The 18,963-nt window shown below is 30.5% G+C and carries 21 protein-coding genes; 11 read left to right on the top strand and 10 right to left on the bottom strand.

Going from position 1 to position 18,963, the window contains the following annotated elements:
• The first annotated feature begins 34 nt into the window (after positions 1-34).
• Positions 35-289: a hypothetical protein gene (locus AC5SL4_RS05425; protein WP_494587218.1), complete on the top strand. Its 255-nt coding sequence runs from the start codon at positions 35-37 to the stop codon at positions 287-289.
• Here AC5SL4_RS05425 and AC5SL4_RS05420 read toward each other — a convergent pair.
• From AC5SL4_RS05420 to AC5SL4_RS05410, 3 genes are read right to left on the bottom strand one after another with little or no spacing between them, the layout of a single operon-like run.
• On the bottom strand, positions 267-1,586 hold the full coding sequence (locus AC5SL4_RS05420; RefSeq protein WP_494587217.1) for an ATP-binding protein: 1,320 nt from the start codon (positions 1,584-1,586) through the stop codon (positions 267-269). The genes AC5SL4_RS05425 and AC5SL4_RS05420 overlap by 23 nt on opposite strands.
• Positions 1,567-2,244, bottom strand: coding sequence for a response regulator (locus AC5SL4_RS05415; protein WP_006997820.1), 678 nt, complete (start codon positions 2,242-2,244; stop codon positions 1,567-1,569). The genes AC5SL4_RS05420 and AC5SL4_RS05415 overlap by 20 nt, the downstream gene beginning before the upstream one ends.
• Complete coding sequence (locus tag AC5SL4_RS05410; RefSeq protein ID WP_006997821.1) at positions 2,237-2,674, bottom strand: MarR family winged helix-turn-helix transcriptional regulator; 438 nt, start codon at positions 2,672-2,674, stop codon at positions 2,237-2,239. The genes AC5SL4_RS05415 and AC5SL4_RS05410 overlap by 8 nt, the downstream gene beginning before the upstream one ends.
• A gap of 70 nt (positions 2,675-2,744) precedes the next feature.
• Here AC5SL4_RS05410 and AC5SL4_RS05405 point away from each other — a divergent pair, with 70 nt between their 5' ends.
• Positions 2,745-3,626: a branched-chain amino acid aminotransferase gene (locus AC5SL4_RS05405; RefSeq protein WP_006997822.1), complete on the top strand. Its 882-nt coding sequence runs from the start codon at positions 2,745-2,747 to the stop codon at positions 3,624-3,626.
• Here AC5SL4_RS05405 and pgsA read toward each other — a convergent pair.
• Genes pgsA through uvrB form a run of 5 tightly spaced genes read right to left on the bottom strand, consistent with a single transcriptional unit; the run spans position 3,623 to position 9,359 of the window.
• Entirely contained in the window at positions 3,623-4,207 is a 585-nt protein-coding gene (gene pgsA, locus AC5SL4_RS05400; protein WP_494587216.1) for a CDP-diacylglycerol--glycerol-3-phosphate 3-phosphatidyltransferase, read from the bottom strand. The two genes, AC5SL4_RS05405 and pgsA, sit on opposite strands and share 4 nt — an antisense overlap.
• Before the next feature lie 2 nt (positions 4,208-4,209).
• On the bottom strand, positions 4,210-6,045 hold the full coding sequence (uvrC, locus tag AC5SL4_RS05395) for an excinuclease ABC subunit UvrC (RefSeq protein WP_006997824.1): 1,836 nt from the start codon (positions 6,043-6,045) through the stop codon (positions 4,210-4,212).
• A complete protein-coding gene (locus AC5SL4_RS05390; protein WP_011281463.1) occupies positions 6,032-6,457 on the bottom strand; it encodes a dihydroneopterin aldolase in 426 nt (141 codons plus the stop codon). The genes uvrC and AC5SL4_RS05390 overlap by 14 nt, the downstream gene beginning before the upstream one ends.
• The gene (locus AC5SL4_RS05385) at positions 6,454-7,206 is read right to left on the bottom strand and encodes an SDR family oxidoreductase (protein ID WP_494587215.1); all 753 of its coding nucleotides are present in this window, start codon (positions 7,204-7,206) and stop codon (positions 6,454-6,456) included. Before AC5SL4_RS05385 ends, AC5SL4_RS05390 begins: the two co-directional genes overlap by 4 nt.
• Entirely contained in the window at positions 7,188-9,359 is a 2,172-nt protein-coding gene (gene uvrB / locus AC5SL4_RS05380) for an excinuclease ABC subunit UvrB (protein WP_006997827.1), read from the bottom strand. Before uvrB ends, AC5SL4_RS05385 begins: the two co-directional genes overlap by 19 nt.
• Positions 9,360-9,394: 35 nt before the next feature.
• On the opposite strand from uvrB, the gene AC5SL4_RS05375 reads away from it, so the two are divergent.
• Together AC5SL4_RS05375 and AC5SL4_RS05370 are read left to right on the top strand one after the other, a co-directional pair.
• Positions 9,395-10,594 carry a pyridoxal phosphate-dependent aminotransferase gene (locus AC5SL4_RS05375; RefSeq protein WP_494587214.1) on the top strand — a complete coding sequence of 400 codons (1,200 nt, stop codon included), beginning with the start codon at positions 9,395-9,397 and terminating at the stop codon, positions 10,592-10,594.
• The gene (locus AC5SL4_RS05370; RefSeq protein ID WP_494587213.1) at positions 10,594-11,043 is read left to right on the top strand and encodes a YtoQ family protein; all 450 of its coding nucleotides are present in this window, start codon (positions 10,594-10,596) and stop codon (positions 11,041-11,043) included. The genes AC5SL4_RS05375 and AC5SL4_RS05370 overlap by 1 nt, the downstream gene beginning before the upstream one ends.
• Here the strand turns inward: AC5SL4_RS05370 and AC5SL4_RS05365 are convergent.
• Together AC5SL4_RS05365 and trxB are read right to left on the bottom strand one after the other, a co-directional pair.
• Positions 11,035-12,054, bottom strand: coding sequence for an NAD-dependent epimerase/dehydratase family protein (locus AC5SL4_RS05365; protein WP_011281458.1), 1,020 nt, complete (start codon positions 12,052-12,054; stop codon positions 11,035-11,037). The genes AC5SL4_RS05370 and AC5SL4_RS05365 overlap by 9 nt on opposite strands.
• A gap of 41 nt (positions 12,055-12,095) precedes the next feature.
• Positions 12,096-13,040 carry a thioredoxin-disulfide reductase gene (gene trxB / locus AC5SL4_RS05360; RefSeq protein ID WP_011281457.1) on the bottom strand — a complete coding sequence of 315 codons (945 nt, stop codon included), beginning with the start codon at positions 13,038-13,040 and terminating at the stop codon, positions 12,096-12,098.
• A gap of 21 nt (positions 13,041-13,061) precedes the next feature.
• On the opposite strand from trxB, the gene AC5SL4_RS05355 reads away from it, so the two are divergent.
• The 7 genes from AC5SL4_RS05355 to AC5SL4_RS05325 all read left to right on the top strand — a co-directional run bounded on the left by AC5SL4_RS05355 (position 13,062) and on the right by AC5SL4_RS05325 (position 18,890).
• A complete protein-coding gene (locus AC5SL4_RS05355; protein ID WP_006997831.1) occupies positions 13,062-14,006 on the top strand; it encodes a mitochondrial fission ELM1 family protein in 945 nt (314 codons plus the stop codon).
• Complete coding sequence (locus tag AC5SL4_RS05350) at positions 14,006-14,668, top strand: hypothetical protein (RefSeq protein WP_006997832.1); 663 nt, start codon at positions 14,006-14,008, stop codon at positions 14,666-14,668. Before AC5SL4_RS05355 ends, AC5SL4_RS05350 begins: the two co-directional genes overlap by 1 nt.
• A gap of 151 nt (positions 14,669-14,819) precedes the next feature.
• A complete protein-coding gene (locus tag AC5SL4_RS05345) occupies positions 14,820-15,833 on the top strand; it encodes a type IV pilus twitching motility protein PilT (RefSeq protein ID WP_006997834.1) in 1,014 nt (337 codons plus the stop codon).
• Entirely contained in the window at positions 15,808-16,533 is a 726-nt protein-coding gene (locus tag AC5SL4_RS05340; RefSeq protein ID WP_494587212.1) for a prepilin-type N-terminal cleavage/methylation domain-containing protein, read from the top strand. The genes AC5SL4_RS05345 and AC5SL4_RS05340 overlap by 26 nt, the downstream gene beginning before the upstream one ends.
• A gap of 4 nt (positions 16,534-16,537) precedes the next feature.
• On the top strand, positions 16,538-17,188 hold the full coding sequence (locus AC5SL4_RS05335; RefSeq protein WP_011281455.1) for a prepilin-type N-terminal cleavage/methylation domain-containing protein: 651 nt from the start codon (positions 16,538-16,540) through the stop codon (positions 17,186-17,188).
• Positions 17,185-18,117, top strand: coding sequence for a PilW family protein (locus AC5SL4_RS05330; RefSeq protein ID WP_006997837.1), 933 nt, complete (start codon positions 17,185-17,187; stop codon positions 18,115-18,117). The genes AC5SL4_RS05335 and AC5SL4_RS05330 overlap by 4 nt, the downstream gene beginning before the upstream one ends.
• Positions 18,117-18,890 (top strand): pilus assembly protein, encoded by a 774-nt coding sequence (locus AC5SL4_RS05325; RefSeq protein WP_018413518.1) that lies wholly within the window; start codon positions 18,117-18,119, stop codon positions 18,888-18,890. Before AC5SL4_RS05330 ends, AC5SL4_RS05325 begins: the two co-directional genes overlap by 1 nt.
• Positions 18,891-18,963 lie beyond the last annotated feature (73 nt).

Below are 18,963 nucleotides of genomic sequence, written 5' to 3'. Positions count from 1 at the left end.
ACGTATAAAGTATATTAATTTTATAAGCGAATATATGACAAAATCAAAATTTGTAATTGATAAATTAACAAAGCTATTTGAACAAGGGCTAATTTCTTATAAAGATTTAAACTCTGAAATAATAAATGTTTTAAGATCTAAAAGAGAAGAGATCATTTTTAAAATGAAATTAACTAGCAAAGAAGAAATGGATATATTAATTAAAAGAGTTGAAAATTTAGAAAAAAAAATCAATAAATTTGAAAAAAAAAGTCCAAATAAAAAACCTATAAAGGTAAAAAAATCTTAACTCTAAGGCCGTTTAAAGGAGACTTATCTAATAAAATATTTCCTCCATGGGATTTGATTATGTCAGATGTAATTGACAATCCAAGACCAACACTAGATTTAGAATCCCCTCTACTTTTATCTACTTTATAAAATGGTTTGAAAACATTCTCGAACTCTTCTTTAGGAATACCGACTCCATCATCATCAATAGTAATTATTATGTTACTATCTTTTTTTGATAGATGAAAATTTATATTTTCAGCATATTTAATTGAATTATCAATTAAATTATTTATAGATCTTTGTATTAAATTTTTTCTTCCATTCATGTAAATTCTTGGAATTATTTCTTTAGTTATTTTATCATTATTATAATTATTTATTGTAGTTTCGATTAATTCTGAAATATCAAAGGTTTCATCTTTTTCTAAATAAGATGAACTTGTAAACTGCAGATATTCATTAAGCATTTTTTCCATTTCATCTATATCTAAAGACATTTTTTTTGATAAATCTTTATCTTTCATAAAAGATAGCTGAAGTTTTAGTCTTGTTAAGGGTGTTCTTAAATCATGGCTTATGCCAGATAACATTTCAGATCTTTGATTGAGGTGTCTCATTATTCTTTTTCTCATTTTATCAAATTCCAAACCTGCTTGTCTGATCTCTAAGGCACCTGATGGCCTGTACTCATCAATGTTTTCTCCTTTACCAAATCTTTCTGCAGCTTTAGCCAGGTTTATAATTGGTCTAGTTTGATTTTTTAGAAATAGTATAGCTATGGTTATCATTAGTAGAGCTGGTATAGTGATCCATAACGCAAATATTCTAGCAGTTGAGCTTGCAACCCTGTCTTTTGGAATAAAAAATTCAAAGTAACCCTCGTTATGTTTAATATTTATATGAATAAGCTCTTTATAACTTGTTGTATCGAACCAGAAATTTTGAGTGCCCATATTAGATTTCAGTTCTCTTCTAAGTGTTCTATCTATTGGACTAAACCATCTTTCTTTTTGAGCTTTTTCAAATAAATCATCTTTTTTAAACTGAACATTAAGATCTAAATAAATTGAGAATAAGCCTGAAAGGTCGTTATTATTATATTTTCCATTATCGTAAGCTGTTATGAATGTTTTCATCTCACCGATTAATGCTCTTGTCATACCTTTATTTGTTTTAATCCAAAGACTATCAAAAAAAACAATCGATATGACTACTTGAAGAACAATTATTGGAACTGCTACGATTAATAAAGCTCTATAAAATAATCTTTTTGGTAGTAAATTTTTTACAAAATTATTCAATCCATAAAACATAGCCAGCACCTCTTAAAGTTTGTAAGTATTTTGGATTTTTTGGGTCCATTTCAATTTTTTTTCTAAGTCTTGTAATTATCACATCTATTGACCTTTCTTTATCAAGATCAGTTAGTTTGCCAATATCCTCTCTTGAAAAGGTTTTGCCAGGATTGTTAATCATTTTTTCTAATATAATTTTTTCAGTACTATTTATTTTATATTCAATATCATTTTTTATGATTAAAAGTTTGTTAAGATCAATTTTAATATTATCAAAGGTTATAATTCTTTTTTCATCATTTCTTTTTGTTTTATTTAAAATATTTTTTATTCTTAAAATAAGTTCTTTTGGCTCAAAAGGTTTTGGTAAATAATCATCAGCACCTATCTCTAAACCTTCAACCCTATTTTCAGCTTCTCCTTTAGCCGTTAATAAAATTATAGGGGTATCAATTTTAGATTTATTTTGTTTGATAAAATCCAACCCACTTTTGCCTGTCATCATTATATCCAAAACGATTAAATCAAATTTAATTATTGAAATTTTTTCTTCTGCATTTTCTGCACTATTTGATGTAGTAACCAGAAAATTATTTTCATTTAAATATTGTTTAATTAGGGATCTAATTCCCTCATCATCATCTACAACTAAAATATGGGCTACAAAATCATTCATTAATTATTTTCTTTAAAACATTGTCAAAGTTTAAGACTTGATCTGAACTTGAATTTAAAAGAGCATTATAAATTCTTTTTTTTTGTATCGAAAATATTTCGTCAAAAATTTTTTCTCCTTTTTCATTTAAAAAAATGTGTTTTACTCTTGTGTCTTGTTGGTCTTTTTCAAAAAAAACCACATCAAGTTTAATTAAATCTTTTAAAACTCTATTTAAACTCTGCTTGGTAACCTTTAACTTCTTTAATAGATCAGAAATTGTAATCCCTTTATACATTGATAAAAGATGTAAAACTTTGTGGTGAGCTATACCTATAGAGTATTTATCTAATGTTTTCTTGGCATCTGAAAAAGACTCACGGTAACTTGTAAATAACTTTTCAATCAGCTGCTTTAACTGAGTATCCTTTAAATATAAAAGTTCTTTCATTATGGGTAAGTTATATTGACATATTATAGATACAAAGATAATTTTAGATAAAATTTAAATTATTTCATTCATGATACCATACGATAAAAGATCAGGTAAAATTTGGTTTAATGGCGAGCTCGTTGATTGGGCTGATGCTAAAATTCATGTTTTAAATCATGGCCTTCACTATGCTAGTTGTGTTTTTGAAGGTGAAAGAGTCTATGATAATTCAATTTTCAAATTAGAAGAACACACATCTAGACTTTTTTATTCTGCAAAAAGAATGGGTATTAAAATTCCTTATACTGAAGAAGAAATAAATTTAGCATCAAAAAAAATAATTTCAGTTCAGGGTGTCAAAGATGGATATGTTAGACCAACAATATGGAGAGGTAGCGAGATGATGGCTATATCTGCTCAACAAACAAAAATTCATGTTGCCATAGCAACTTGGGAGTGGGGTTCATATTTTGATCCAAAACTAAAAATAGAAGGTATTAAATTGAATATATCAAATTGGAGAAGACCTGCGCCTAATACGATACCTTGGGATACAAAAGCTTCTGGATTATATATGATTTGTACTTTATCAAAACATGAAGCTGAACAACAAGGCTATACAGATTCTCTAATGCTTGATCATGAAGGAAATGTTGCGGAAGCAACAGGTGCTAACATTTTTTTTAAAGATAAAAATGGAGAAATTCACACACCCATTCCAGATTCTTTTTTAGACGGCATTACAAGAAGAACGGTAATTGAAATTGCAAAATCTAAAGGAATAAAAGTCAATGAACGAAAAATTGCACCAGCTGAATTATCAAATTTTGTAGGCTGTTTTTTAACAGGTACAGCAGCAGAAGTTACGCCAGTTTCATGTATTGCTGAAAATAAATTTAAAGTTTGCGAAACTATAATTGACTTAAATGAAAGTTACCAAGCATTAGTTAGAAAAAGAAAAGCAGCTTAGTTTTTGTTATCTTCAGATATTGCATGGTCAATGCCTTTTCTTAAATATTCATAACCAGTATACAAAGTTAAAAATGCAGAAAGCCAAAGCAGGATTATGCCAATAGTTTGAGCATTATAATCTTGAAAATTTAAAATTTTATTACCAGTTTCACCAGTTAGTAAAAGAGCTATAGCAACCATTTGTAAAAAAGTTTTTAATTTTGCTAAGTTAGTTACTGGTAATTTAATTTGTCCTCTAGCTAAAAACTCTCTTAAGCCTGAAATTAGTATTTCTCGTGTAAGTATTATAATTGCTGCAATAACCTCGTAATGTTTAATTGTTCCACTCATGACAAGCAATATAAGTGCAGTAGCAACAATAATTTTATCTGCTATAGGATCAAGTAATTCACCCAACTTAGACTCTTCACTCATCATTCTTGCCAACATTCCATCCAAAAAATCAGTAAATGAAGCAATTACAAACAATACGCATGCAGTTAAATCACCATAAAAACCAGGTAAATAAAATGCTAGAACAAAAAAAGGTACAATTATTATCCTACCTATTGTTAAAATATTTGGAATTTTTTTAAGCATAATTATTCGTGAAAAAAGTTATATATCTTTTTTGCAACTTTTTCCTCAACACCTTCAACTGATTTAATTTCATCAAAACTTGCAGATTCTACTGCTCTAGCAGAGCCAAAATGGTTCAATAGTGCTCTTTTTCTAATCGATCCAATACCATCAATTTGATCCAGCAAGGATTTTGTAATTCCTTTTGCTCTTTTTGCTCTATGAGAGGTGATAGCAAATCTATGTGCTTCATCACGTAGTCTCTGCATAAAAAATAGAGTGGGGTCATTCTTATCAAATTTAAATGATTTTCCTTTGTAAAAAAAAGTTTCATCTCCACTATTTCTTAGTTTACCTTTAGCAATGGCTATCATAGGAAGATCATGTAAACCAAATTCATCTAACACTTCTTTGGCAGATGAATATTGACCTTTACCACCATCAATTAAAATTAAATCAGGAAGAGTTAAATAATTTCCTTTTTCTAACATTGCTCTTTTAAATCTTCTCGTAAGTACTTCTTTTAACATTGCAAAATCGTCTTGTTCATTACCTTTTGTCTTAATATCAAATTTTCTATATCTTTTTTTAACAAATCCTTCATTTCCAAATGTAATCATAGCACCCACACTATTTGTTCCTGAGATGTGACTATTATCATAAACCTCAACTAAGTTTAGGCCATTTTTAAGATCAAATTTTTTAGCAACACCCTCAAATAAATTTTTATTATTATTTGTTTCATAAATTTTTCTATTAAGTGACTCTTTGGCATTTTTTTCTGCCATAGCAATTACTTTAGCTTTAGTGCCTTTTTTTGCTACATTAATAGAAATCGCACTATTTTCTTTTTTGCTTAAAGTTTCTTCAATTAATTTTTTGTCTTCTATTTCTGTATTAATGATTATTAATTTTGGAACATTTTTATTTTCATAAAACTGCATCAAGAACGAAGACATTATTTCAGATAAGCTTTGATCAGGATCATGTTTTGGAAAATAAGCTTGGTTGCCCCAATTTTGTTTAGACCTATAAAAAAATACTTGAATACACGTTTTACCAGATTCTTTGTATGCAGCAATTACATCTGCATCAATTAAATTTGCTTCATTAATTCTTTGTGAAGATTGAATTATATTTAAAGATTTAATTCTATCTCTAAAAATAGAAGCTCTTTCAAAATCTAGCTTTTCACTAGCTTCCTCCATTTGTTTAGATAGATTTTTTTGTATATCTCTTGATTTACCCGATACAAACTGAATTGCTTGATCTACTGATTTTTTATAATCTTCTTTATCAATATAATCGACACAAGGACCAGAACATCTTTTTATCTGATAAAGAATGCAGGGTCTTTTTCTATTCTTGAACGTGCTATCATCACAAACTCGAATTTGAAATATTTTTTGAAGCATCTTAATAGTCCAATTTGCAGTTCCTGCTGAAGCAAACGGTCCAAAGTAAAATCCTTCTTTATCCTTTTTGCCTCTATGTTTTGTAACTTGTGCCCATTGGTCTTTATTGCTGATGAAAACAAAGGGAAATGACTTGTCATCTTTGAGTAATATATTGAATTTAGGTTTATGTTTTTTTATTAAATTAGCCTCTAAAAGTAGAGCTTCACTTTCATTGGCAGTAGTTGTTATCTCTAGCTTAAAAGTTTGAGAGAGCATTCTTGCTGTTCTAATAATGTGGTTTTTTTCAGCTACATAGCTTTTTAATCTATTGGGTAGGTTTTTTGCTTTACCTACATACAAAATCACATCTTTATGATCAAGCATTCGATAAACTCCAGGGCTTTTAGGAATTAATGGGAGCTCTTTTCTAATTACGTCTTTACCTAATTCAGAGCTCTTCATGACTTCTTTTTTTGGTAATTTGGATACCAACAGAGGCACACTCTTTTATAATTTCTAATTTTTCAATCTGAAGCATAATTTTTCCAATTCGTTTGTCTTTAAATAATACATCAAAAACATCTTCAGCAAGTGTTTCTAAAAAATTATAATGTTTATTTTTTGCAAGTTTTGTAATTAATTTCACAACCTGACCATAATTAACAATTGATTTAATATCTTTGTCATTTGTTGGTTTTCTATCTTCATAATCAATCTCTAAGCTAAATTTTACTTTTTGAGTTTTTTCTTTTTCAAAATCATAATAACCAAGCTTTAAATCTAGAGTTAACTCTTTAATAAGAATTTTTTTTTCGTAATTAAATAAACTTTTATTTTTATCTATTTTAATAATATTTAAATTAGTTTTTTTCATTCTTTTCCGATTGCATCTGGTGTTTGCCAGTTTAAACTTTGTCCACTATCTATTGCTATTACTTGACCTGTAATTGAACTGTTTTTGATAAAAAAGTCAACAGCAGAACATATATCCTGTACATTTACCTGCTGTTTTAAAGGAGTTGCCAAGTACTGCTTTTTAAAATGTTTATCACTCTGTCTTTTATTTTTAATAGTAGGACCAGGAGCTATTCCATTAACTCTTATATTTGGAGCTAATTCCATGGCGCTAGTTTTTGTTAGAGTATAAAGCCCTGTTTTACTTAAAGTATAAGAAAAGAAAAAGGGAGTTAACTTAAAAACTCTTTGATCAATTATATTTATAATATTGTTATTTTTACCCTTAACGTTTTTTGAAAATTCTTTTGTAAGATATGCGGGTGCTTTTAAATTTACATCAATATGTTGGTTCCAGCTTTTAGAAGAAAAATTTTTAAGACTATCATTTTCAAATAATGAAGCATTATTAATTAAACAATCAAAATATTTTAATTTTAACTTTGAGAATTTTATAATTTTTTTTAAATCTTGTTCTTTTGCAAGATTACCTTTTACCAAGTAAACTTTTGTTTTATTTTTTGATAATTCTTTTTGTAATTTTTCAGCTTCAGATTTAGAGCTATTGTAATGAATAACCATTTCAACTCCTGGACCTGAGAGTTTCTTTGCAATAGCAGCGCCCATTCTTGTTGCGGCTCCTGTGATAATTATTTTGTTTGCTTCCATTTTTTCTTACCTTTTTGTGCTCTTGTACCAGGTAAGCCCATCTTTGATCTACCTTTTGGATACACTCTATTTTCTTGATTATAGTGTTTTACTTTTGGATTTAATACAATTTCTAACTCTGACGCTTCAAGGTTTCTTATTTCATCTCTAATTTTTGCAGCTTCTTCAAATTCAAGGTTTGTTGCAGCATCTTTCATTCTTTTATTTAATTGTTTTAAATGTTTCTTTAAATTGCCACCAATATTGTCACCTGTTCCAACTTTTAGGTAGTCTTTTTCATAAACACTTTCTAAAACATCGCTAATTTCTTTTTTAATTGAGGTTGCATCAATGTTATGTTTTTTGTTATAGGCTACCTGAATTGTTCTTCTTCTATCAGTTTCTTGAATTGCTTTTTTTATACTTTTAGTTTCTTTGTCAGCATAAAGAATGACTCTACCATCTAAATTTCTTGCTGCTCTTCCTATGGTTTGGATTAGTGATGTTTCAGATCTTAGAAATCCCTCTTTATCAGCGTCTAGAATTGCAACTAATGCACACTCAGGTATATCAAGCCCCTCTCTTAAAAGATTTATACCAACCAAGACGTCGAAAACTCCTAGTCTTAGATCTCTCATAATTTCTATTCTCTCAAGTGTATCAATGTCAGAATGCAAATATCTAACTCTAATACCATTTTCGTGAAAATATTCAGTTAAGTCTTCAGCCATTTTTTTAGTTAAAGTTGTAATCAATACTCTAAAATTTTTATCGATTGTTTTCTTACACTCATGCATTACGTCATCGACTTGGTTTTTAGCTGGTTTGATTTCAACTGGTGGATCAATTAAGCCAGTAGGCCTTATTATTTGTTCAACGAACTTACCTTTAGTCTGTTCTAACTCCCATGGACCAGGTGTTGCTGATACAAAAACTGTCTGCGTTCTCATTGCGTCCCACTCTTCAAATTTAAGTGGCCTGTTATCCATACAAGAGGGTAGTCTAAAACCATATTCTGCAAGATTACTTTTCCTTGATCTGTCCCCTTTGTACATTCCATTTAATTGTGGAACAGTAACGTGACATTCATCTACAAATATAAGTGTGTTGTCTGGAAAATATTCAAATAGAGTAGGAGGTGGCTCTCCAGGTTTTCGTCCTGATAAAAATCTAGAATAGTTTTCAATACCAGCACAAGAACCAGTAGCCTCAATCATCTCTAAATCAAATTTTGTTCTCTCTTCTAATCGTTGAGCCTCAAGAAGTTTATTTTGTTCTTTAAATTTCTTAAGAGTAACCTCAAGCTCTCTTTTAATTTTTATTACTGCTTGTTCGATAGTAGGTTTTGGAGTGATGTAGTGACTATTCGCATAAACTTTTATAACATCTAAATCTTTTAATAGATCTCCTGTTAAAGGATCAAATTCTTCGATTTTTTCTAGTTTATCTCCAAATAAACTTAACCTCCATGCTCTATCCTCAAGGTGTGATGGAAATATTTCGATATATTCACCTCGTGCTCTAAAGGTACCTCTATAAAAACTTTGATCATTTCTTTTGTATTGTAGGTGTACTAAAGTTTTTATTAATTGTTCTCTATTGTAGTCGTAATCTTTCTTTAAACTTAAAGTCATTTTACTGTAAGCTTCAACTGAGCCTAGTCCATAAATACAAGAAACACTGGATACAATAATTACGTCATCTCTCTCCAGTAGCGACCTCGTTGCTGAGTGACGCATTCGATCTATTTGTTCATTAATAGAGGCCTCTTTTTCTATATAAGTGTCTGATCTTGGAACGTATGCTTCTGGTGTGTAGTAATCATAGTAAGAGACAAAATATTCAACAGCATTTTCTGGAAAAAATGATTTCATCTCTCCATAAAGTTGAGCTGCTAATGTTTTATTGGGAGCAAGTATAAGGGCAGGTCTATTAGTTCGTTCAATAACTTGAGCCATTGTAAAAGTTTTTCCAGAACCAGTTACACCAAGTAAAACCTGACTTAACTCTTCTTTATTTGCACCTTTAACTAATTTTTTAATTGCCTCAGGTTGATCACCTGCCGGTTTAAAATCTGTTACAAGTTTAAACTTTTGCCCACCTTCCAGTTTTTGGTGAATTTCTGGGTTTTTACTTTGGATTTCAGTAATTAAATCTTGATAAGTATTTTGCATTATCTATAAAACTATTAGAATAAAATTATATTTCAATGAGCATTATATCAGACAGTCTAAAAAAAATTAAACCATCACCAACTATTGCTGTAACTCAAAAGGCAAGGGAGTTAAAGGCTGCTGGAAAAGACGTTATAGGTCTTGGAGCAGGAGAGCCTGACTTTGATACACCAGATAATATCAAACAAGCGGCTATAAAAGCCATTAATGATGGTGATACTAAATATACAGCAGTTGATGGAACTGCTGCTTTAAAAGATGCCATTGTTAAAAAATTTAAAAGAGAAAACAATCTAGATTATACAACTGATCAAATTACAGTTGGTGCTGGCGGAAAACATGTAATTTATAATGCCATGATGGCAACTCTAAATGAAGGAGACGAAGTTATAGTTCCTGCGCCTTATTGGGTTTCGTATCCTGACATGGTTTTATTAGCCGGTGGAACTCCAATTATTTTAGAGTGTAATGAAAAACAAGGATTTAAAATTAATCCAGCTAAATTAGAAAAATCTATAACACCAAAAACAAAGTGGATAATATTAAATTCACCATCAAATCCAACGGGTGCTTGTTATACTGAAAGTGACATTAAAGAAATTGCATATGTTTTAGCAAAACATCCTCATGTTCATATTTTAAGTGATGATATTTATGAGCACGTAACATATGAAGGATTTAAATTTTTCACCATTGCCCAAATTGATAGCTTGAAAGAAAGAGTTCTAACAATGAATGGTGTAAGTAAAGCTTACTCAATGACTGGCTGGAGAATAGGGTATGCGGCTGGTCCTAAAGAAATTATTAAAGCAATTGCTAAAATACAATCGCAATCAACAACAAATCCATCTTCAATTAGTCAAGCTGCAGCTGTTGAAGCATTAAATGGAACTCAAGATTTTATAAAAGAAAGAGCAATATCTTTTCAAGAAAGAAGAAATTTTGTTGTTAAAGCACTAAATGAAATTGATGGAATTGAATGTTTAAATCCAGATGGAGCATTTTATGTTTTTCCAAGTTGCAAAGGATTAATGGGGAAAAAAGATACAAGTGGCAAAGAACTTAAGACAGATACTGATTTTGTTCAGTCTTTATTAGAGAATAGTGGTGTAGCAGTTGTTCAGGGCTCTGCATTTGGGTTAGAAGGTTTTTTTAGAATTTCATATGCAACTTCAATGGACAATCTTAAAAAAGCTTTAGAAAAAATATCTACTTTTTGTAAAAGCTTAAACTAATGTTAAACGTATATTTAGCAGGTGAAATTCACAGTAATTGGAGAGAAGAAATTATTCAACTTTGTGAAAAAGAGAAATTAGATGTTAAATTTACCTCTCCTGTCACTGACCATGAAGCCTCTGACAATTGTGGTGTAGAAATTCTAGGAGCTGAAGAAAAAAATTTTTGGAAAGATAGAAAAGGCGCTAATATTAATTCAATTAGAACCAAAAAATCTATTCAAGATTGTGATGTAATTATTGTTAAGTTTGGTGAAAAATTTAAACAATGGAATGCAGCTTTTGATGCAGGTTATGCTACTGCACTTAATAAATCTATGATTGTTATTCATAACGACGATCATCAACATGCTCTTAAAGAAGTGGATGGTTCAGCTGCTGCTGTTGCATCAGATCAAAAACAAGCCTTTCGTATATTGAAATATATATTGGAAGGGTCTTTAGACTAACCCAAGTCTAATTACTGAGTTCCCAGCATCTACAATACTTTCTTTTGCAGGTTTAAATTTCATACCCAATAAATCTTCAGAATATGAAGTGTCTGTCTGCATTAAAATTCCAAGATCAGGCAACATAATCTTTACAGAAGAATCTAAGTAACTGATCAATTTAACCACGAAATTTGGCATTTCTTTTTTTGGAAGTTTTTTTGCATACTTTGGAAATGCTTCAGCCATAATTTTAGAAACTTCGAGCATTTTTTTTACTTCTGAACCAATAATCAATCGTCTTCCATTAACCTTGGGATTTTTTATAGATAAAACATGAGCTCTTGCTACATCTTTTACATCAGAAATTAATATTCCAAAATTTGGCGCCATAGGATATTTTCCTTTAAGGAAAAGTTCAACATAGCTAGTTGAAGTGTTTGTTTTTTTATCTAAAGCATCACCAAAAACTCCTCCTGGATTAATTACAGTTAATTTATCTTTTAATCCTTTGCTTTCCATTAATTCCCATGCAGCTTGTTCAGCTTTTGCCTTTGATATAGTGTAGTCATTCGACCCACTCCAATCAGTATCTGTCCAATCACTTTCCCCAAAAGTATATGGGTTTGTTCTGTTAGGTTTTTTAAACATTGCTACTATTGACGAAGTAAGAATTATTTTTTCAACATTAGCTTCTATACCAGCATTTAAAACTCTTAACGCCCCACCTTTAGCAGCTGGAACTAAAGCTTCTCTATTTCTTGAACTTTTCATAGGGTAGGGAGAAGCAGTATGTATAATATATTTACAATCTTTAGCAGCCTCAACCCAACCATCATCTTTTAATAGGTCCAATTCAACAAATGATAATTTATCTGTTGAAATATATTCACTTAGAGTTTTCTTTGTTTCATCTAATGAATTTTGACTTCTAACAGTTCCTAAAACTTCATATCCAGAATTTAATAATTCAATTGCTATATGTTTTGCTATCCAGCCACTTATTCCAGTTAGTAGTACTTTGTCAGTCATTTTGTTTCCCTTTAGTTTGTATTAAGTTTTAATGGTTCTTATCAGTGAGATAAAAATTTTTCAGCTTCAAGCGCAGCCATACAACCCATTCCAGCAGCTGTAACTGCTTGTCTAAACGTTTTGTCTTTAACATCACCCGCAGCATAAACTCCAGGGATATTCGTCTCTGTTGAATCTGGTTTGGTCAATAAATAACCTTCTTTATCCATTTCTAACTGTTCTTTAAATAAAGCTGTTGCTGGGTCGTGACCAATTGCAATAAATAAGCCATCTATTTTCATTTCTTCAATTTTATTAGTTTTTAAATTTTTAATCTTAATAGCTTTAACATTTTTAGGTTCGCTATCCCCAATAACCTCTTCAACAGCACTATCCCAAATTATTTCAATTTTTTTATTTTCCATTAATTTTTTCTGAAGTAATTTTTCTGCTCTTAAAGTATCTCTTCTATGAATTAATTTTACTTTTGATGCAAATTTTGTAAGAAACATTGCCTCTTCAACTGCAGCGTTTCCACCACCAACAACTGCTACAACTTTTTCTTTAAAGAAAAAACCATCACATGTTGCGCATGCTGAAACTCCAAAGCCTCTATAAGCTTGTTCTGATTCTAAGTTTAACCATCTTGCTTGAGCACCAGTTGAAATAATTATGCTGTCAGCTGTATATTTTTGTCCACTATCTCCAATAGCTTCAAAGGGTGTAGATTTTAAATTAACTGAAGAAATATGATCTTCAATTAGATCTGTTCCAACTGCTTTTGCTTGATCTCTCATTTGATCCATTAACCATGGACCCTGAATTACATCTGAAAACCCAGGATAATTTTCTACATCGGTTGTTGTCGTTAATTGCCCACCAGGCTGAACTCCATAAACTAGAATAGGATTTAGCATTGCTCGGGCAGCATATACAGCGGCTGTATAGCCAGCTGGACCTGACCCTATTATTAACACTTTTGTGTGTTTAATTGGATTTTCACTCATGCAGAAGTTATATAAGGATAAATGACAAAATTAAAAGGGATATTATTGACTGAGGGTATGCACGGCATGATCAGCCAAGTAGAAGGTTTAGCAAAGGCCCTAGATTTAGATTTTATACACGAGAAGATTGAACTTAATAATTTTTGGAAATTATTTCCCCCAAAGCTAACGCCAGTTTCAAGTAATGTTTATAAAAAAGTAGAATCTTCTGATTTTGATGTAATCATTTCATGTGGAAGAAAAAGTGTAATTCCATCTATTCATTTAAAAAAGAATTCTAATAAAAGAGTTATTAATATTCATATTCAAAATCCAAAAGTTAATTTTAAAAATTTTGATTTCATTGTGGCACCAGAACATGATGGAATTGAAGGCCAAAATGTTATCAGTACAAAAGGTGCAATTCATTACCTTACTGAAAGTGAAATAAATGAAAATAAAGATTATTTAAATTCATTTATAAAAAAAGATGAAAGAAAAATTTGGGCTTTAATAATGGGTGGTCCTACAAAGTATTATGAATATTCAAGAGAAAATATTAAAGCTATTTTTGAAAATTTAAACAACTTAAATAAACAGAACAACTTTCAACTAGTTGTGATCCCTTCAATGAGAACACCAAAAAATATAATTCAATATGTAAAAGATTATTTTGGTGAAAATCATACAGTTATTGAAACTATTGATAAGAAAGCTTATCTATCAGCTTTAGCAATTTCAGAAAAAATTGTAGTAACATGTGACTCTAGCTCCATGATATCAGAAGCTGCTTTAACTGGAAAACCAATCTACGTAGCTAATATTTCACCTAAAAAAAATGACAAAAGATTTCAAAGATTTAGAAATTTATTTAAAGAATTAAATATTACTAGAAATTTAGGTGAAGAAGTAGAGAATTGGAACTATCAAAAATTGGATGAAACGAATAGAGTAGCAAATATTATTAAACAAAAAATTAATTCTTAATGTCATTCTTAAATTCAATTCAAAATCAGGCAAAAAAACATGAATTTCCTTTTGATCACTGGGAATATAATAATGCACTATCTGACGGGGCCATTGAGGAAATTATTAAAGCTGATATTCCAGATGTCAGTAAGCACAATCTTAATTATGATGGCACCAGAGCAATTGATGGTGGTGCTGCAGAGTTTAGAGAGGGAATAGCTTCGGGCGGTGAGGCAATTAAATTTAGATGTTTTGTAACAAAAGAAAATGAAAAAAAATTTCCAAACTTAGTAAAATTTATTAAAGAACTTCAATCCAAGGAAGTTCATGGAACTATTTCAAAAATGATCGATAGAGATTTATCGAACTCATATGTTAGAGTTGAAGTTATTTGTGATAGGGAGGGTTTTTGGTTAAAGCCCCACTGCGATATCAAAGAAAAACTGATGTCTGGATTAATTTTTATAAATAATGCTAACGAGTCTGAAGATCTTGGAACAGATTTTTATAATGAAAAATTAGAAAAAGTTAAAACAGTTCCTTACAAAAATAACTATGGCTACATGTTTACTAGTGGGCCCAACACTTGGCATGGTATGGAAAAGAAAAAAATAGTTAAGGAAAGACGATGCATTCAGGTTAACTATGTTACTTTTGAAACAGATTGGAAAGTTCTGTAATTAAATTAAAACTCTTTCATTATTAACAATAACATCTATTAGTCCCCATTCTGATTGCTTCATTACCTCCAAATAAAAGAAAAAACTTATTTTGAACACAGATGACTAAGTAAACATTGTTTTTGTTAATATTTGTATGTAAAAATTCATCATGTTTGAAAAATTAGAAGAATTAGCAAAAAATAATAAAAAAATTTCAGATTTTCATATTAGAACTGGTTGGCCATTAGCGTTTAGGCAAACTGGAGAAATACACAAAATTCAAGAAATTGTTGTTAAAGAACAAGATCTTCAAGATCTAATATCTACTAATTGTAACGAAACTGAAATGAAAAAGTTTAGTGAAACTCATGAGTTAGATTCATCAGTTACATTAAGTGGATTAAGATTTAGAGCTAATTTTTATAAAACTATTCAAGGACCAGCTGCTGTATTAAGAAGAGTAGAGAGCGTTATTCCTGAAATGGATCAATTTGATTTACCCCAAGTTCTTTATGATATTGTCGATATGCATAAAGGATTAGTTTTAGTAACTGGACCAACAGGGTCTGGTAAGTCTACAACACTTGCGGCAATTGTAAATGAGATTAATAAAACTAGAACTTCAAATATTATTACAGTTGAAGATCCAGTTGAATTTATTCATAAAGATTTAAAAAGTATTGTGTCTCATCGAGAAGTAGGAAAGCAAACCAAAACATTTTCTAGTGCATTAAAAGCTGCACTTAGAGAAGACCCAGATGTAATTCTAGTTGGGGAGATGAGAGATTTAGAAACAGTTTCACTTGCATTAACTGCTGCTGAAACAGGACACCTAGTTTTTGGAACCCTTCACACTAGTGGTGCTCCTAATACCATCAATAGAATTATTGACGTTTTTCCACCTGAGCAACAAGCTCAAATAAGAGCACAGATATCTTCTTCTTTAAAGATGGTGGTTACTCAAAGACTTCTTAAAACAAAAGATGGTCAAGGCCGTTGTGCAGCGTTTGAAGTGATGAAGTGTACGCCTCCAATTCAAAACTTAATTAGAGAAGCTAAAATTCATCAAATACCTAGCATCATGCAAACTTCTGTGAGAGATGGTATGATTACTATGACTAAATCATTAGAAGAATTAGTTAAGGCAGGTAAGATAGATGCGAGTGCAGGACGAGAAGATTAAAGGATTTAACGTCCTTGAATTAATTGTTGTCGTTGTACTTATTGGCGTCATCTCAGCCATAGGTTATCCCAATTTTTCTGAATGGCGAAAAGATAGAGAGACTAGAAGCGCAGTACTTAGCATAAAATCTTTAATCGAAGGAATAAATTCACAAGTTCAAAGAGGTCAATATGCATTTGTTCAAGTACATATATTAGAAGAAGTGAATGGCGCAGAAAGAAATTTAATTGTTACATCAAAAGGAATGAAACCAGAAAAACTAGCAAGTTTGTTAAATGATGGAACTAGTGACTGGTGGGCAAAAATTGGTGATCGATGTAATATAACAGACGATGCATATTGGGATGATGATCCAGATCAAGGTGCTGATAATGTTGAGGTAAGACAAATTACTTATGATAATATGGCAACCTCTTGGGAAGGGGATGATGGAGCTATTTGTTTCAGTAAAAATGAGAAATGGTACAGTGGTGCAGGTAAATTACAATCATCCTTGCCTGAAGAGGGAGATGTAGCAAGATCTGTAGATAATACTTTATTTATTTGCAGAAGAACAAATGATCGATCAAGTTGTGATGTTGATAGCAATGGAATACCTGCTTCAGAGCATGATCATTTATATGTTATTGAATGGTCAAGATTTGGCAATGTGATACTTGAAAAATGGGATACAAGAAATTCTGATTGGGTTAAACAATAACAAGATGAAAAAACAAAAACATAATATTTCTGGACTTTCTTTAATAGAAGCACTTGTCTCAGTAGTGATTATTGGAATTGGATTTGTTTCAATTTTACAAATGACAAATTTTTCTGTTCAATCAATAGATAATTCAGGAGATAGAACTAAGGCAAATTTTTTAACTGAGATGATAGTAGAAGACGTCATTGGAAGTAAAAATTCTTTCTATGGAGTAAATTCTGATAATGAAAATATAATTTATAGTACTGATGGGACCGCATCACTAGATGGAGATACATTAAATACATTTTCAAAGCATCTAAGTGACAATAGTTGGAGTGCAGATCTGAGCTGTGGTGGAAGCAGTTCTAATACCACTACACCAGTTGAGAATAAACAAAACATCTATGAAACTCAACAAGTGGATGCTCCTCGAAATAAACAAGCTAAGTGGAATACTATATTTGAAGAAAATAGATTTTTAAAATGTAAAAGCACAACTGAAGAAAAAAAATTGCAAGTATTTGAAATATGTAAGTGGGATGCTTGTGATTATAAATTAGATTCTATAACAGATGAGCCTTTGTACATTGGTAGAGTGGAGATGAAATTAAATGAAGGTAAAAAAAGAAAATTTATATATTTTCAGTCAGACTATAAACTTAAACAATGAATAAAAAAAATTTAAAATCTATTGCTGGTCTTACATTAATTGAGATTTTAATTAGTGTGGTGGTGTCATCGATAATGATGGCTGCAATTTATACAACTTATTCAATTGTAAATTCAACTTATACTCAAGTGTTAGAAAAAGCTAAAGTAAGCAGATCTTCTAGAGATTTAATCGAGTTATTAATTCGTGATACACGAATGGCAGGATTTAAATATTATTTAGGTGATAATGATTTGGGTTTTCCAGTAGAAAGTTATTTAGAATTTGTTGGTGGTGCTACTACGGTGAAAGATAGCCATGATCCAATTGTGATAATTCCAAATGAACTTGGACATTCACTAAGTGATGCTATTGCTACTCCAACTCCAAAACATAACTTAGATGATACTTGCTGTGATAAAATTCATATTGTTTATGATGATTTTAATCAAAATGATGCTACTCAACCTTACAAAAGATATAAGCTAACTTATTTTGCAAATCCATTATCAGATGGTTCTAATGCTGATGGCCCTATAAATCCAAGATACGGCATATACAAATCCAAAATTAGTTGGCAACAAAATATTGGTCAAGAAACTGGAAGTTGGGTTTCAGATTGTTCCGAGTGTTATCACAATGAATTAGTAAGAGATTATGTTGAAGATATGGAATTTATTGCATTAGATCAAAATGGAAAAGTTTTAAGTCCTTACCCAAATACAAATTCTGAAGCTTCGAGGGGAAATTTATATAAAATTAGAGCAGTAGATATTAGGATCGCATTTATTTCTGAAAAGCCTTTCTTTAGATTTGAAAGTAGGACAGGAAATGAAAGACAATTAAGTGGATTTTCTAGAGCGATAAGATCTTTTTCAGATAGAAACTTAAGGGATAATGTAGTGGTGACCGTATACACAAGAAATATTGTTGGACAGGATATATTTTAATGAAAAAAAATAATCAAAATGGATTTACACTAATTTTATCACTTGTGATGTTATTAGTAATGTCGTTGATGGGAGGCGCTTTAATTGTAATTTCTTCAGGGGATCATCAAAGCAATAATACTAGTGATCAATATCAACAAACTTTTTATGTTGCTGAACATGCCTTAATTGAAGCAGAGAAAAGAATAATTAATAGAATGATTGGACCTTGGACAGAAGTGAGTACGATTACCACACCACCAGTTGGATCTACACCTACAGAGATCACTGCTCACAATAATTATATTGAGCAACTTACAGCCACAGCAATTGATGGCTTTGCAAGAAACACAGATGGAAGAGATACTCCTAGAAATACTCTTACTCCTGTAGAAACTCCTTGTTTTAAAAGTTTTAGAAATTTAATCAGAAATGATAGTGGGGGAAATTTATCTTTAGTTACAGATCATTTTACTAATCAAAATTTTGGAAGTTTAATTGAGCCAATTTTAAATACCCCAAGTGATGTAGGATTAGAGGCAGATGATGCAGAAAAAGAAAAAGAATATTTAAAAAGGTATAGATATGAGTTTTTTTCAATTAATGTTGGTTCCTCTACCTTTAAAGGAGCGGGGGCTAGTCTTAAAAAAACCTCTACTAACGCTCAAAGACAAGGAACAGCTTATAGAATATATGGTTGTGGATATTTAATGCCTAAGGGCGCAGAATTAGGCGAATTTGAGGATCCTGAAATTTTAATTCCTTTAGAAACTTTAATTATTTTATCTAGTTAAACACAAAATGAACACCATAATCATTACTTTAATTACAATCTTAATTACAATCTTTTAAAATACGGGCTATTAT

The sequence above is a fragment of the Candidatus Pelagibacter sp. PS_02 genome, from assembly GCF_059418065.1.
This window is presented reverse-complemented; position numbering and strand designations above follow the sequence as displayed.